Origin of the sequence: Microbispora sp. H10885 (assembly GCF_014161415.1) — a bacterium.
GTDB lineage: Bacteria > Actinomycetota > Actinomycetes > Streptosporangiales > Streptosporangiaceae > Microbispora > Microbispora triticiradicis.
Map to the genome: position 1 here is coordinate 184592 of NZ_JABBWY010000014.1, position 15668 is coordinate 200259.

Annotated in this window: 12 protein-coding genes; 9 read left to right on the forward strand and 3 right to left on the reverse strand. The window is 73.3% G+C overall.

The genetic code is table 11. From position 1 onward, the window contains the following. Positions 1 to 16: 16 nt before the first annotated feature. The 8 genes from HHX37_RS31940 to HHX37_RS31975 are packed head-to-tail and all read left to right on the forward strand — an operon-like array spanning position 17 to position 10516. Positions 17 to 1651 (forward strand): ABC transporter substrate-binding protein, encoded by a 1635-nt coding sequence (locus HHX37_RS31940; protein WP_182887796.1) that lies wholly within the window; start codon positions 17 to 19, stop codon positions 1649 to 1651. 2 nt (positions 1652 to 1653) lie between these two features. After that, complete coding sequence (locus HHX37_RS31945) at positions 1654 to 2670, forward strand: ABC transporter permease (RefSeq protein WP_138462720.1); 1017 nt, start codon at positions 1654 to 1656, stop codon at positions 2668 to 2670. After that, a complete protein-coding gene (locus tag HHX37_RS31950; RefSeq protein WP_182887797.1) occupies positions 2667 to 3524 on the forward strand; it encodes an ABC transporter permease in 858 nt (285 codons plus the stop codon). Before HHX37_RS31945 ends, HHX37_RS31950 begins: the two co-directional genes overlap by 4 nt. Beyond that, positions 3521 to 4297, forward strand: a complete 777-nt coding sequence (locus tag HHX37_RS31955) for an ABC transporter ATP-binding protein (protein WP_182887798.1) — start codon at positions 3521 to 3523, stop codon at positions 4295 to 4297. The genes HHX37_RS31950 and HHX37_RS31955 overlap by 4 nt, the downstream gene beginning before the upstream one ends. Next, positions 4294 to 5280, forward strand: a complete 987-nt coding sequence (locus HHX37_RS31960; RefSeq protein WP_111697871.1) for an ABC transporter ATP-binding protein — start codon at positions 4294 to 4296, stop codon at positions 5278 to 5280. The genes HHX37_RS31955 and HHX37_RS31960 overlap by 4 nt, the downstream gene beginning before the upstream one ends. Then, positions 5264 to 6703, forward strand: a complete 1440-nt coding sequence (locus HHX37_RS31965; protein WP_182887799.1) for a helix-turn-helix domain-containing protein — start codon at positions 5264 to 5266, stop codon at positions 6701 to 6703. Before HHX37_RS31960 ends, HHX37_RS31965 begins: the two co-directional genes overlap by 17 nt. Before the next feature lie 43 nt (positions 6704 to 6746). Next, a complete protein-coding gene (locus HHX37_RS31970) occupies positions 6747 to 8765 on the forward strand; it encodes a hydantoinase/oxoprolinase family protein (protein WP_182887800.1) in 2019 nt (672 codons plus the stop codon). Next, positions 8762 to 10516 carry a hydantoinase B/oxoprolinase family protein gene (locus HHX37_RS31975; protein WP_182883396.1) on the forward strand — a complete coding sequence of 585 codons (1755 nt, stop codon included), beginning with the start codon at positions 8762 to 8764 and terminating at the stop codon, positions 10514 to 10516. Before HHX37_RS31970 ends, HHX37_RS31975 begins: the two co-directional genes overlap by 4 nt. On the opposite strand, the gene HHX37_RS31980 is transcribed toward HHX37_RS31975, so the two are convergent. Then, positions 10482 to 10853, reverse strand: a complete 372-nt coding sequence (locus tag HHX37_RS31980) for a DUF742 domain-containing protein (protein ID WP_310738361.1) — start codon at positions 10851 to 10853, stop codon at positions 10482 to 10484. The two genes, HHX37_RS31975 and HHX37_RS31980, sit on opposite strands and share 35 nt — an antisense overlap. After that, positions 10850 to 12856: a nitrate- and nitrite sensing domain-containing protein gene (locus tag HHX37_RS31985; RefSeq protein WP_182875814.1), complete on the reverse strand. Its 2007-nt coding sequence runs from the start codon at positions 12854 to 12856 to the stop codon at positions 10850 to 10852. The genes HHX37_RS31980 and HHX37_RS31985 overlap by 4 nt, the downstream gene beginning before the upstream one ends. Positions 12857 to 13030: 174 nt before the next feature. Between HHX37_RS31985 and HHX37_RS31990 the strand changes: the two genes are divergently transcribed. After that, a complete protein-coding gene (locus HHX37_RS31990; protein ID WP_182883394.1) occupies positions 13031 to 14626 on the forward strand; it encodes an ABC transporter substrate-binding protein in 1596 nt (531 codons plus the stop codon). 32 nt (positions 14627 to 14658) lie between these two features. Here HHX37_RS31990 and HHX37_RS31995 read toward each other — a convergent pair whose 3' ends face one another. Further along, positions 14659 to 15051 carry a hypothetical protein gene (locus HHX37_RS31995; RefSeq protein WP_220499785.1) on the reverse strand — a complete coding sequence of 131 codons (393 nt, stop codon included), beginning with the start codon at positions 15049 to 15051 and terminating at the stop codon, positions 14659 to 14661. Between the last annotated feature and the right edge of the window lie 617 nt (positions 15052 to 15668).

Consider the following 15668-nt stretch of genomic DNA (forward strand, 5'->3'; position numbering starts at 1 on the left):
GAAAGGAACCCCCTTCATGCGCTGGCACAAGCGTCTTCTCGCGGCGGGAGCCGTGGCCGCAGTGACCCTCTCCGCCGCGGCCTGCGCCGGCGGGCAGGTCCGCGGCGCCGCCGACTCCACCGAGCCCGCCCCCTCGGCGGCGGGCGGGGCCGGGAGCGCGGCCGACAGCACGTTCACGTACGTCCCCAACCTCGACGTCGTCACCGACTGGGACCCCGCGAGCTCGTATTCCAACGAGATCATCGCGATGCAGAACATCTACGAGTCGCTGACCCGGTACAACCCGCAGACGAAGAAGGCCGAGCCGCGCCTGGCCTCGTCGTGGACCTCGTCGCCCGACGGCAAGAAGTGGACCTTCACCCTCCGGCAGGGCGCGATGTTCCACACCGGCAAGCCGGTGGACGCCGCCGCCGCGAAGGCGTCGATCGAGCGCACCATGAAGGAGGGCCAGGGCGCGGCCTACATCTGGAGCGCGGTCAAGAAGATCGAGGCCAAGGACGCCACGACGCTGGAGTTCACGCTCAAGTACCCCACCCCGCTCGACCTGGTCGCCTCGGCCGGCTACGCGGCGTACGTCTACGACACCACGGCGGCCTCCGGCGACCTGAAGAAGTGGTTCGGCGAGGGCCACGACGCGGGCTCCGGGCCGTACACGGTCGAGAGCTGGCAGAAGGGCAAGGAGACCGAGCTCACGCTCAAGGCCTTCGACGGCTACTGGGGCGGCTGGGACGGCGCCCACTACAAGAAGCTCGCCTTCCGCGTCACACCCGAGCTGACCACCGCCTGGCAGCTCCTGCGGGGCGGCGAGGTGACGTTCGTCCAGCGGCTCAACGCGCAGCTGTTCGGCGAGGCCGCGAACACCGGCACGGTGCAGACCTCGCAGACGCCGTCCTTCCAGAACCTGCTCGTGCTGTTCAACACGGCCGACGGCCCGCTCAAGGACGTGAAGCTGCGCCAGGCCCTGCAGAAGGCGATCGACTACGACGGCCTCGTGGCGGCGCTGAAGGGCGCGGGCGTGGCCGCCAGCGGCCTGGTGCCGGAGGGCCTGCTCGGCCACACCCAGGGCATGACCCCCAAGCAGGACCTCGCGGGCGCCGAGGCGCTGCTCAAGGAGGCCGGCTACGGCCCCGGCGGCAAGCGGCTGGAGCTGTCGCTGACCTACGCCCAGGGCGACAGCGACCAGGAGCTGCTGGTCACGCTGCTCAGCTCGGCGCTCGACAAGCTGAACGTCAAGCTGTCGGCCAAGCCGCTGCAGTGGACCACCCAGTGGGACCAGGGCAAGGCGAAGGACCCCGCCAAGCGGCAGGACGTCTTCGTCATGTACTGGTTCCCCGACTACGCCGACGCCTACTCGTGGTTCGTCAACGTCTTCCACGGTGAGGACGCGGTGCAGTTCAACCTCTCCTACCTGAAGGACGCGGCGGTCGACAAGGAGATCGACGGGCTGCCCGCGCTCACCGCGACCGACCAGCCCGCCGCGGAGAAGGCGTACTCCGGCCTCCAGGAGAAGATCATCAACGAGAAGGCCGCGGTGGCCGTGCCGTACGTGCAGACCTACCAGCGGGCGTTCGCCAAGTCGGTCCAGGGCTACACGGACAACCCGGCCTATCCGAACGTGGTGTTCGCCTACGACCTGAAGCCCGGCGCCTGACCATGCCGGGGTACCTGATCCGCCGGCTCGGCCAGGCCCTCCTGGTCGTGGCCGGCGTGATCGTCCTCACGTTCGCCGTCATGCGCCTGGTCCCCGGCGACCCGGCGGTGGCCTACGCGGGACCCAAGGCGACGGCGGCCGAGCTCGCCGACGCCCGGCGGCGGTTCGGGCTGGACGACCCGCTGCCGGTGCAGCTGTGGAACTACGTGCGCGACCTGCTGGGCGGCGACTGGGGGACCAGCCTGCACACCCGGCGGCCGGTGCGCGACGACCTCTTCCAGGCGTTCCCCGCCTCCCTGGAACTCGTCGGCGCCGCGCTGGTCGTCGCGCTGGCCGCGGGCATCCCGCTGGGGATCGCCGCCGCCCGCTACAAGGGCCGCCTGCCCGACCTGTCCGTACGGCTGTCGTCGATGCTGGCCGTCTCGGTGCCGGTGTTCTGGCTGGCGCTGGCCCTGCAGACGGTCTTCGCCAGCGGCCTCGGCTGGTTTCCCGTCGCGGGGGAGTACGACGCGTCGCTCGACCGGACCAGCCCGCTTCACCTCTACACGAACGTCACCGCCGTGGACGCGCTGATCACCGGCAACTGGCCGATCCTGACGAGCACGCTGTCGCATCTGGTGCTGCCCGCCCTCGTGATCGCGGCGTACCCGGCGGGGGTGGTCGCCCAGATGACCAGGGCCGCGCTCATCGAGGAGTCGTCGCGCGAGCACGCCCGGCTGGAGCGCGCCCTCGGCTTCGGGGAGACCGCCGTGCTCACCCGCTTCTCCCTGCGCCCGGCGCTGAACCCGGTGCTGGCGCTGATCGCGCTCGTCTTCGCGTACTCGATCGTGAACGGCTTCCTCGTGGAGGCCGTCTTCAACTGGCCGGGCCTCGGGCGGTACGCCGCCGACTCGATCCGCTCGCTCGACACGCCCGCCATCGCCGGGGTGACGCTGCTGGTCGCGGTGCTGTACGTCGTCGCCAACCTCGCCGTGGACCTCCTCCAGGGCGTGGTGGACCCGAGGGTGAGGGCGCGATGACCACCCCCGCCCTGCCCGTCTACCGCCGTACGCCGCTGCGGCGCCTGGCCGGGGTGGACCGGCTGGCGGTGGCGGGCGGCGTGCTGCTCGGGATCGTCGTGCTCGCGGCGCTGCTCGCGCCGTGGATCGCCCCCTACCCGGAGGACGGCGGCTCGGCCACGCATCCCCTGGAGTCCCTGCTCCCGCCGGGCGGCGCCCACTGGTTCGGCACCGACCAGGTCGGCCGCGACGTGTTCAGCCGGGTCCTGTTCGGCGCCCGCACCTCGCTGTTCATCGCCGTCGCGGTGCTCGCCGTCAGCGGCGCGGCCGGGGTCCTCCTCGGAGTGGTCGCGGGGTACGCCGGCGGCTGGGCCCGCGACGTGATCATGCGGGTGACCGACGTCTTCCTCGCCTTCCCCGCCCTGCTGCTGTCGCTGGCGCTCGCCGTGGTGCTCCAGCCGAGCGTGACCACCGTGATCGTGGCGATCGCGATCACCTGGTGGCCCTGGTACGCCCGGCTCACGGCGTCGGTCGCCGCGTCGGTGGCCACCCGGGGGTTCGTCGACTCCGCCCGCTGCCTCGGCGTGCCCGCGCCGCTCATCGTGCTGCGGCACGTGCTGCCCAACTCGCTCACGCCCGTGCTGGTGCAACTGTCGCTGGACGGCGGCGGGGTCATCCTCACCGCCGCCGCGCTGTCGTATCTGGGCCTCGGGGCCCACGAGCCGACCCCCGAGTGGGGCCTGATGGTCCAGCAGGGCCAGTCGCTCTTCACCACCGACTGGTGGGTGGTGACCTTCCCCGGCCTCGCCATCCTGGTCACCGCGTTCGCGTTCAACGTGCTCGGCGAGGGGCTGAGGGCGAGGCTGGCCCGATGAACCTGATCAGCGTCAGGGATCTCGTCGTCCGGATCGGCGACCGGGTCATCGCGTCGGTCCCCGAGCTCGACGTCGCCGCCGGGGAGTGCGTGGCGATCGTCGGCGAGAGCGGGTCGGGCAAGACGACGACCCTGCTCAGCACGCTCGGCCTCGTCCACGGCGCCGACGTCGCGGGGAGGATCCGCGTCGGGGAGGTCGACGTGCTCACGGCGAGCCCGGCGCGGCTGCGGGAGATCCGCGGTTCGCGGGCCGCCCTGGTCGTGCAGAGCCCGCAGGCCGCGCTCAACCCCACCATGCGCCTCGGCACGCTGATGCGCCGCGCGCTCGCCCGGCACGGGGTGAAGGGTGCGGCGGCGCGGGAACGGGCCGAGGAGGCCGTCCGCGCGGTGCTGCTCGACCCCGAGATCCTGCGCCGCCACCCTCACCAGGTGTCCGGCGGCCAGGCGCAGCGCTTCGTCATCGCGCTGGCCCTCGCGCTCGGCGCGCAGGTCCTGCTGGCCGACGAGCCGACCAGCGCGCTGGACGTCACCGTGCAGGCGGAGGTGGTCGCGGTGCTGCGGCGGCTGCGCGACGAGCGCGGCCTCGCCGTGCTGCTGGTCTCCCACGACCTCGCGCTGGTCTCCACGATCGCCGACCGGGTCGTGGTGATGCGCGACGGCGCGGTGGTGGAGAGCGGGCCCGCCGCCGAGGTGTTCGCCCGGCCGCGCGACCCCTACACCCGCGAGCTGATCGCCGCCGTCCCCCGGCTGCCCGAGCCTGAGGAGGGGTCGTGACGTTGCTCGCCGCCGAGGGGGTCACCCTCGCGTACGGCACGACGGCGGTGGTCCACGACGTGAGCCTCACCGTGGACGAGGGCGGGGTGGGCCTGATCGGGGAGAGCGGCTCGGGCAAGACCACGCTCGCCCGCGCGCTGCTCGGTCTCCTGCGTCCGCGCTCCGGCGTCGTCCGGTACGGCTCCCGCGACCTGGCCGGGCTCGGCCGCGCGGGCCGGGCGGAGTTCCGCCGGGCCGTGCAGCCGGTCTTCCAGGACGGCAGCGAGGCGCTCGACCCCCGCATGACCGCGGGGGCGTCGATCGCCGAGGCGCTGACCACCCATCACCGCGTGCCCCGGGACGAGCGGCGGGACCGCGTGGCCGCGCTCCTCGCCGGCGTGGGGCTCGATCCCGCGCTGGCCGGCCGCAGGCCGCACGAGATGTCCGGCGGCCAGCGGCAGCGGGTGGCCATCGCCCGCGCCCTCGCCGTGGAGCCCCGGCTGCTGGTGCTCGACGAGCCGACGAGCGCGCTCGACGTCACCGTGCAGGCCCGGATCCTCGAACTGCTGGAGGGCCTCGCCGCCGACCGCGGGCTGGGTTATCTGCTCATCACCCACAACCTCGGCGTCGTGGGGCGGCTGTGCCGCACGTCGTCGGTGCTCTTCGCCGGGCGGGTGGTCGAGTCGGGCCCGACCGCGGACCTCCTCACCCGGCCGGCCCACCCGTACACCCGGGCGCTGCGCGACGCGGTGCCGCGCCTCGGCGGCGAGCCGCCGCGTACGGCCGGGCGGACGGAGGCGGCGCCGGCCCCCACCGGCTGCCCGTTCCGGCTGCGCTGCCCCTGGGCGGCGGACCGCTGCCGGGACGAGGCGCCGGAGCTTCGCGAGCTGGCAGGACGTAAGGTGGCGTGTCACCGCGCGGAGGAGGTGCTGACCACCCCGGCCTCCTCGGTCGCGCGTGTCCCCCGCGACGGAGGAGAGGCACCGGATGCGCCGCGTCAGTGACCTGCTGAGGACCCCCGCGGGCCGGAGGCTGACGCTCGTCGCCGGGCCCTGGGACGCCCGGGAGGTCGACAGCGTCGTCCTCGTCGACGAGATGCGCGAACTCGCCGCGGCGGCCCCCAGGGCCCTTGCGATCTTGTCCCGCCACGCCATGCGGTCGTGCGACGTGGCCGGCGCGCTGCGCCTGGCCGGAGGCCGCGGGCTGGCCGGGATCGTGCTGCCCGGCCCCTCGGGCACCTCCCCGGAGATGGTGGAGGTGGCCCGGCGGGAGAGGGTCGCCCTGCTCGCCGGGGCCTCCGACCACTCCCTCTCGGACACCGTGCTCGGCCTCAGCGCCGCCGTGCGCGCCGACCCCGGGCTGCTGCTGCGCCGTACGCGGGAGGCGATCGACGGGCTCGGCGCGATGGAGGGCGCGGGCGAGGACGACATCCTGCGCGCGGCCTCCGCCTCGGTCGGGGTCGCCTACCGGGCGTCCGGCCTGGCCGCGCCGGGGGCGAACGCCACCGTGATCCGGATCGGCGGACGGCCGGACGGCTACGTGTGCTGGGACGGCGAGGACCCCGCGGCGGCGATCGTCGCCCAGGTCGTCGCCACCACGCTCGGCCGGGTGCGGGCCGCCGCCCGCGAGACGGAGGCGGCCCGTGAGCGCGCGCTGCTGGCCCTGCTCGGCGCCAGGGACGGCGGAGCCGCCGCCCGCCGCGCCCGGCACGCCGGCGTGCCCGTCGAGGGCTGGCACGTGGCGGTGTTCCTGCGCGACCCCGCCGCCGGAGTGGCCGATGCCGTGCTCCGCGAAGTGCGCAGGACGGCCGGCGCGACCCTGCCCGGCCTGCTGGGCCTCGGCGAGGCCGCCGACCTGGCCGCGCCGCCGCTGGTCACCCGCTGGCAGGACGGCGTGCTCGTGGTCCTCACCACCGACGAGCGGACGACCGCCCGCGCGCCCGCAGAAGGGCCGCCGGGCCTGGGCACGGACCTGGGCACGGGAGTGGGGACCTGCCAGGCGGGGCCCGACGGGCTGCGCCGTACGGCGTCGCAGGCCCGCGCCGCCGCCGCCCGCGCGGAGGCGGGGCAGACCGTGGCGTTCGACCGGCTGGGGGTGCACGCGCTCCTCGCGGAGCTGGGCGGCAGCGAGAGCGCCCTGATGGCCGCCCGCGACCTGCTCGCCCCGCTGGAGCGTCTCGGCGCCCTCAGCGCCCACGCGGTGCCCACGCTCAAGGCGTACCTGGACTGCTGGGGCTCCCGGACCAGGGCGGCGGAGCTGCTCAGCCTGCACCCCAACGCGGTGGCCCACCGGATCAGGCGCATCGCCGAGACCCTCGACGCCGACCTGTCCGATCCGCAGACCCGGTTCGCGCTCCAGCTCGCCTGCCACGTGGTGCTCGACCACGACTGTCTCCCGGGGACAACAACGTCGATCACGTCGTCGTGAGGACACATCGACGCGGCGTGCGCCTCGTCCTACCGTGCCGGGCATGACCACCGTGATCGGAGTGGACGTCGGCGGCACCTTCACCGACCTCGTCCTGCACGACGCCGCGACCGGCGAGATCAGGGTCGCCAAGCGGCCCACGACGCCGGCGGCGCCGGAGCGCGGGGTGCTCGCCGCGGTCGACGCGGCGGTGCCGCCGGACCTGCTCGCCCGCTGCCGCCACTTCGTGCACGGCACCACCGTCGGCCTGAACGCGCTACTCGAACGGCGCGGCGCGACCGTCGGCCTGATCACCACGGCCGGGTTCCGCGACGTGCTGGAGATCCGCCGCGGTGACCGCGACGACCCCTACGACCTGTTCTGGACCCCGCCGCCGCCGCTCGTGCCCCGCCGGCTGCGCCTGGAGGTGACCGAACGGGTGGCCGCCGACGGCTCGGTCGTACGGGATCTGGAGCCGGAGGACGTGCGCCGGGCCGCGGAGGTGTTCGCCGCCGAGGGCGTGGACGCCGTCGCGATCGTGCTGGTGAACTCCTACGCGAACGCCGCGCACGAGACGAGGGCCGCCGAGCTGCTCGCGCGGGCCGGGTTCGCGGGGCCGGTCTCGCTGTCGCACGAGGTCTCGGGGGAGTACCGGGAGTACGAGCGCACCTGCACCACGGTCGTGGACGCGTTCGTCCGGCACCGGATGGGCCCCTACCTGCACGACCTCGACCGTGAGCTGCGGGCCAGGGGCTTCGCCGGCGACCTGCTCGTCACCCGCTCCGGCGGCGGGGCGCTGACGCTGGCCGAGGCCGCGGCCCGGCCGTTCGAGACGATCCTGTCCGGCCCGGTGGCCGGGGCCGCCGCGACCGCCCGCCTCGCCGCCTCCCTCGGCCCCTCCCTCGGCATCGGCACGGCCGTGGCCGCCGATGTGGGCGGCACCAGCTTCGACACCGCGCTCGTCGAGGACGGGCGGCTGCCACTGCTCTACCAGGGGGAGGTCGTCGGCCTGCCGCTGCAGAGCCCCTGGGTGGACGTGCGGTCGGTGGGCGCGGGCGGCGGGTCCGTGGCATACGCCGACGCGGGCGGCCTGCTGCGGGTCGGCCCGCGCAGCGCGGGCGCCGACCCCGGGCCCGCCTGTTACGGGCGCGGCGGGACCGAGCCGACGGTCACCGACGCGGCCCTGCACCTCGGCATGATCCCGCGCGGGCACATCTCGGGCGGCATCGAGCTGTCCGAGGAAGCGGCCGCCCGCGCGCTCGCGCCGCTGGCGGGCCCGACCGGCATCGACGGCGTGGACGCCGTCGCGGTGGGCGTGATCAGGATCGCCGCCGCGCACATGGCCCAGGCCGTGCGCGGCGTGACCGTGGAGCGGGGCGTGGACCCGCGTGGCGCGGCCGTCGTCGCCTTCGGCGGCGCCGGGCCGGTGTTCGGCTGCCTGCTCGCCGACGAACTCGACGTGGACGTCGTCGTCGTGCCGCCCAACGCGGGCAACTTCTCCGCCGTCGGCCTGGTGCAGGCCGACGTCGTCCGCTCGGCCGCCCGCACGCTGGTGCGTCCCCTGGACGACGCGGCGCTGCCGGTGATCGAACGGCTGGCGGAGACGCTCTTCGAACGGCTCGCGCAGCCGGAGGCCGTCCGGGAGGTCGACCTCGACCTGCGCCACCGGGGACAGGAGCACACGCTGACGATCCCGGTGCGGCCGGCGGAAGACGACGTGGCGGCCGTGTCCGCCCGGTTCTCCGAGGCCTACCACCGGGCCTTCGGCCACACGCTGCCCGATCCGCTGGAGGTCGTCACCGTACGGGCGACCAGCCGGGTCGTGCTCGACGACGCCCGCCCCCTGGTGCCGGCCCCGCCGTCGGGCGAGGGCGTGGCCGGGCGGGGGACGACGCGGCTGTGGTCGTTCCGCCGGGAGTCCTTCGCCGAGGCTCCGGTCGTCCGCCGGGAGGACCTGCGCGGCGTGACCGAGGGCCCCCTGCTGGTGGTGGAGCCGACCGCGACCACCTACGTGGACGCCGGCTTCGCCGTGGAGACGCACGAGAGCGGCAGCCTCGTCATCACAAGGAAGGACCGCCGATGACAGTCGTCCGCACCCGCTACGCGGAGGTCCACCCCGGGCTGGGCGACGGCGCCGACCCGGTCACCACGGAGATCATCCGGCAGGGCCTCAACGCGGCGGCCGACCAGATGAAGCAGTCGCTGATCCGCACCGCGTTCTCGCCGATCATCTACGAGGCGCTGGACTTCGCGGTCGCCTTCTACGACGCGGACATGTGCATGCTGGCGCAGGCCCCGACGCTGCCCGCGTTCATGGGCACGCTCGGCTTCTGCGTCCGGGAGGCCGTCGAGGGCGTCGGCGGGCCCGCCGCCCTCAGCCCGGGCGACGTCATCCTCTACAACGACCCGTACGGCACGGGCTCGCATCCCCAGGACGCGGCGATGGTGGTGCCGATCTTCCACGAGGACGTGCTGGCCGGCTACTCCGTGATCAAGGCTCACTGGCTCGACATCGGCGGTAAGGACCCCTACTGCACCGACACGATCGACGTCCACCAGGAGGGCACGATCTTCCCCGGGGTCAAGCTGTACGACGCGGGGCGCCTCGTCAGCGACGTCTACCGGATGATCCTCGCCAACAGCCGGATGCCCGAAATGGTCATCGGGGACATCAACGCGATGGTCGCCGGGGCGCGGACCGGGGCCGAGGCCCTCGGCGCGCTCGTGCGGCGGCACGGCCTCGGCACCTTCCGCCGGTGCGTGGCCCGGATGTACGCGCACGGCGAGGCGCTGGTGCGCGGCTGGTTCGAGCGCCTCCCGGACGGCGTCTACCAGGCGTCCAGCGTCATCGACTCCGACGGCGTCACCGGCAGGCCGATCCCGTTCGGCGTCGAGGTCGTCGTGGCCGGCTCGTCGGTGACGGTCGACCTGACCGGCTGCCCCGACCAGGTGGGCGGGCCGGTCAACTGCCCGCTGCCCTCGACGGTGGCGGCGGTGCGGATCGCGGTGTCCTTCCTCGCGGGGGCGGGCGAGCAGCCCAACGAGGGCCACTTCCGCCCGCTGGAGCTGCTCACCCGGCCCGGCTCGCTGTTCCACCCCCTGCGGCCCGCGCCCTGCTTCATGTACGGCATCCCCTCCGACCACGCCATCGAACTGATCATCAGGGCGCTCGCCGACGCCGTGCCGGGATCGGTGCCCGCCGCGAGCGGCGGGGACATCAACGCCCTCGTGTGGTGGGGCAACCGCGAGGCCACCGGCGAGCCGTGGGCGGACGGCGCGCCGCACCCGGTGGGCCAGGGCGCCTCACGGTCGGCCGACGGCGCGAGCGCGCTGATGTACATCTCCGAGTCGGCCACCCGCTTCACCCCGGCCGAGGTCTGGGAGGCGCGCAACCCCTGGCGGATCGAACGGCTCGCGCTGGCCGAGGACTCCGGCGGCCCGGGCCGCCACCGCGGCGGGCTCGGGCTCGACCTGTCCTTCCGGGTGCTGGAGGACCAGTACCTCACCGCGGGCCTGGCCAGGACCGCGCTCGCGCCCTGGGGCCTGGAGGGCGGCCTGCCGGGCCGGCCGAACCGGCTGACCGTGGAGTATCCCGACGGGCGGGCCGAGGAGTTCTCGCTGAAGACGCGGATCTTCCTGCCCAGGGGCGCGGTCGTGCACCTGCGCACCGGCTCGGGCGGCGGGTACGGCCCGCCGGAGGAGCGCGACCCGGAGGCCGTGCGCGCGGACCTGCGGGAGGGGTACATCACCCCCGGGCACGCCCGGCGCCACTACCCCCACGCGGTCGGAGAGCCGGGGATCACAGGGCCTGCAGTCCGCCGATCACCTCGGTGAGGAGCTTCTCGGTCGGGAAGCGCGCGACGTTGGCGGGCGGGCGCACCTCCACGAGCCCCTGCTCGTGGAGGTCGCCCACGAGCACCCGTACGACGCCGAGCGGCAGGTCGATGGCCACGGCGATGTCCGCCAGCGACGCCGCACGCGCGCACAGGCTGAGGATCATCCACTGCTCGGGACCGAGGCTGACCGGCGTCGGCCCGCCGATCGCGGTCACGATCGCGATGATGTCGATGTCCTTGTTGGACGGCCGGACGCGCCCGCGAGTCAGGGCGTAGGCCGGGACGACGGGTCCCGCGTCCTCGTCCAGCCACTGGTCCTGCATGCGGTCGCTCACCTCGGGTCCTCCTGACCGGCGTGCTTGTCGTTCTTGGGCCCCCGGTTGAACGAGGCGAGAATGATGTCCTCCGGGGTGACCTCCTCCGTCTGCAGGCGGGTGAGGTCGTCGTCCTTCGGATAGACCATGAGCGCGGATGGGATCAGCACGATGGCGGTCGTTCCTCCGTATGGCGAGGGCCGAAGGGTCACGCGGATGTCCCGCCGGGCGGCCAGGCGCGCGACGACGAACAGCCCCATGCGGTCGGTGTCCGCGATGTCGAACTCCGGGGCGTTCGCCAGGCGCCCGTTCAGCTCCGCGAGGCGTTCCTTGGTCAGCCCGAGCCCGCGGTCCTCGATCTCCACGGCGAAGCCGGTGCCCACGATCTCGCCGCGTACCGCGACCGGCGTGTGCGGCGGGGAGTAGACCGTGGCGTTCTCGATCAGCTCGGCGATCAGGTGGATGACGTCGGCCACCGCGGACCCGTCGAGCCCGTGATCCTCCATCGGCAGCACGTTCACCCGGGCGTAGTCCTCCACCTCGGCCGCGGCGCCGCGCACGACGTCGTACATCGGGACGGGCTTGCGCCAGGCGCGGCCCGGGGCCGAGCCGGACAGGATGATCAGGCCCTCCGCGTGGCGGCGCATGCGGGTCGTCAGGTGGTCGAGCCGGAAGAGCTCCTCCAGCATGTCCGGTTCGGTCGCGTGCCGCTGCATGCCGTGGAGCTGGGTCCGCTGCCGGTGCAGCAGCGTCTGGCTGCGCCGGGCGAGGTTGAGGAAGACCTGGCTGACCCCGCGCTGCAGGCGCGCCTGGCCGATGGCGGCCTCCACCGCGGCCTCCTGCACGGTCGAGAAGGCCCGCCCCACGTCCTGGATCTCGGCGGTCCCGCCCATGGTCCGGATCGGCGGCGCCTCCGACGCCACGTCGACGTCGTCGCCGCTCCTGAGCTTGGCCAGCACCTGGGGCAGCCGCTGGTTGGCGAGGTCGAGCGCGGCCTGCCGCAGCCCGGCCAGCTCGCGGGCGAGACGGCCGCCGACGCGCATCGAGATGAGGATCGAGGCGACGACCGCGAGGAGGCCGAAGCCGCCGGCCAGCACGGCCCGCCGCAGGATCGAGTCGGCGATCGGCGCGGCGCGCCGGGCGAGCAGCGACGCCGCCTCGGTCTGCGCCTTCTGGAACGACTCGGCGAGGTCGTCGGAGGTCGACTGCCAGACCCGCTGCGTACGCGGCGAGATCCGCGGCGCGCTGATGATCTGCTCCTCCTGGAGCCGCAACCGCTGGTAGAGGGGCGTGGTGATCAGGTTCACGTGGAGCTGCCGCAGGCTGGTGTCCAGCTCGGGCAGCGCCTGGTCGATGAGGAACCGCCGGTTGCCCACGAGCTGGGTGAACAGCTTGCGCTCCTCGTCGGTGAGCCCGCCCGACGCGGCCGCGGCCAGCGCCTGCTCCCGGGTCAGCAGCTCCTTGGCGTACCCCAGCGAGATCACGACCCGCGACTGCTGGTAGATCGGGATGTCGTTGATCAGGGCGAGGCTGTAGTGCATCCGGTAGATCGCGTCGCTGACGAGGTTGTAGGTCTCGATGGCGTGCAGCCGCTCCGACAGCCCCTCGTCCACCTCGGCGCGGATCTCGTCCACCCGGGCCAGCCCCTGCAGCATCTCGTCCACCTGCGCGCGCATGGCGGTGGTGGTGGCCGAGCGGGACTCCCGGGAGAGCGCCAGGGTGCGCACCCGCTCCCTGGCGGCGTTGGTGCGCTGGCGCTGGAGGCCCAGCGCGGTGCGGTCGCTCTCGCTGCGCGAACCGAGGGAGCGGGCCGTCGCCAGCCGCTCCGCCTGCAGTTCGACGATCAGGGAGTCGGCGGGCTGCCGCAGCGTGGACCACAGCGTGTTGTACGTGCGCAGGCTCAGGCTCTCCTCGATGGTCACACCGGCGGTGACCGCCCACAGCGTGACCAGAGAGAACAGGGGGACGAGCAGCAGGCCGATGATCCGGGACCTGATCGGCCGGTCACGCCCGCGCGCACTCATGGCACCTCGCCACGTGAGGTACAAGCCTCACATTAAACACTTTTGCGACAGAGATAGAGGTTAGCAGTGAGATCGCCAGCACGCCGCCCTGGTGATCAATTGCCGGAAATATCACGTCCAATCGTGATCTTGCAGTAGGTTCGATCATGATAGACACGGAAAGGACCCGCCCGCATGCGCCGTTTCCTCGTCCTGGGAGTGATGGCGGTGCTGGCCCTCACGGGGTGCGGCGGGGGTGAGCCCGCCGCGATCTCAGCCGCAGGGCTGCCCTCGGCGAAGGACTCGACCTTCGTCTACCTGCACCATCTCGACATCGTCACCGACTGGGACCCCGCCAGCTCCTACTCCAACGAGATCGTCGCGATGGAGAACATCTACGACTCGCTGACGATGTACAACCCCCGGACGAGGCGGGCCGGCCCGCGCCTGGCCGTGGCCTGGACGTCGTCGGCCGACGGCAAGATCTGGACCTTCACGTTGCGCGACGGCGTGGTCTTCCACACCGGCCGGCCGGTGGACGCGGCGGCGGTCAAGGCGTCCGTCGAGCGCACCAAGCGGCTGGGCGCCGGAGCGGCCTACATCTGGGACTCCGTCCAGCAGATCGTCGTGCGGGACCCGCTCACCGTGGAGTTCCGGCTCAAGTACGCCGCCCCGCTCGACATCATCGCCTCCTCCGGGTACGCCGCGTTCGTCTACGACACCCACGCGGCGGGCTCGGGCGACCTCGGGAAGTGGTTCCAGGCCGGCCGCGACGCCGGCTCGGGGCCGTACACCGTGGCGAGCTGGAAGAAGGGCAGGGAGAGGGAGCTGGTCCTGCGGGCCTTCGACGGCTACTGGGGCGGCTGGGACGGCCCGCACTACCGGAACGTCGAGTTCCGCGTCACCCCCGACCCCGCCAGGGCGTACCGGATGCTGTTGCGGGGCGAGGCGAGCTATGTGCAGCGGCTGAACACCGAGCTGTTCCTGCGGGCCAAGGCGACCGCGGGCGTGCGGACGATCCAGGTGCCGTCGTTCCAGAACATGCTCGTGCTGTTCAACACCGCCTCCGGCCCGCTGGCCGACGTACGGCTGCGCAAGGCGGTGCAGAAGGCCATCGACTACGACGGCCTGATCGCCCGGATGAGGGGAGCGGCCGCCCCCGCTTCCGGCCTGGTGCCCGAGGGCCTGCTCGGCCACGTGCCCGGGCGGCGGGCCCGGCAGGATCTGGCCGGCGCCGCCGAGCTGCTCGCCCAGGCGGGGTACGGCCCCGGCAGCGCGCCGCTGCGCCTCACCCTGACCTACGCCGAGGGCGACGACGACGAGGCCCTGCTCGTACGCCTGCTCACCCAGGCGCTCAAGCCGCTGAACGTCCAGGTCCAGGCCAAGGCGATGCAGTGGAACGACCAGTGGAGCCGGGGCAAGGCCACCGATCCCGCCAAACGCCAGGACATCTTCGTCATGTACTGGTATCCCGACTACGCCGACGCCTATTCGTGGTTCCTGAACGTCTTCCACAGCGCCGAGCCGGTGTCCTTCAACCTCACCTACCTGAAGGACAAGAACCTCGACGAGCGGATCGACACCCTGCCGTCACTCGTGACGAGCGACCGCGTGGCGGCGGAGAAGGCGTACGCCGACCTCCAGAAGAGGCTCGTCGAGCAGGAGGCGGTGGTCGCCGTGCCGTGGGTGTCCACCTATCAGCGGGCCTACCTGGGCAACGTCCAGGGCTACACCGACAACCCGGCCTACTCCAACGTCGTCTTCGTGCACGACCTCATCCCAGGAGGGTGAGCGGCGGCGCGCAGGGATGAACGGCGGGTGACTCAGCTCCGGAGGCGGCGGCTGACGCCTCCGCAATGGGGACCCCGGGGCGCGCGGGGCCGCGGGGGAACCGGCTCGTCGAGGTGGGCGAGCATGGCCTGCGCGCCCGCGGCGTCCGCCAGGATCCGCGGCGCCTGCTCCCCGTCGGGAAGCTGCCCGTGCCTGGCCAGCTCGTGCTCCAGGAAGGTCAGCGGCGCCTGGTCTCCGACGACGTCGGCGGCGACGGTGGCGCGAGCGGCGGTGAGCAGCCCGAGATAGTGCGAACGCAGGATCGCCTCGCGCGTGCGGAGCTGCTCCAGATCGTCGAGCAGGCTGTGCGCGAGCTCGAGCAGGTCGCCCGCGCGGGCCGGCTCGGCCGCGATGTGGGCACGGATGTCGTCGAACTCCGACCGCATGATGATGGCCACCTCCAGCGGCGGAAGTCCGGGCGGCCGGGTTGGCGCCGAACGGAGACTTCCGCGTCTTGTACGTACCGCGGGGCGATTGCGGGCGGCTTGACGTTTGGTTGACCGGGTAGGCGACGTCCTCGCGGGACCGTCACCGGACGAGAAGCGACGGGTGCGTCCGGAGCGTTGTCCCGCACGTCGCACCTCCCCGATCCTCCGCGCCACACCGGCGTGATCGCCGCAGCGCTAAGTAGATGCCTGAGGACCGGATCTGGTTGTCCGCGCGCGCCCCCGCGTTTCGAGAGATCCGGTACGGGCCGGATCTCGTGCCCGGCAACCCACCCCTCGACCTGCGGGAATAGGTCCGGCCCCGGGAGCGTTCTTCTCGGGCTGGGTCATGGTGCTGCCGGAGCCTGGTAATCTTCTGATGTCGGCGCGGTCCGGCGCACTCCTCTTCGATCACCTGGGTGGTTGTGTTGCGTGTGCGCGGCCGGTTGGTCGGCGTCTCCTGTGGCTTCTGGGTCTTCGCACCGGTGGTTTTGCGCCGGGGTGAGGGTTCGGGTAAGTTAGAGGGGTTGCCCCGGAAACGGGGCGGTCGAATTCCTGTCGGTTGGCGGGTTTCGGGT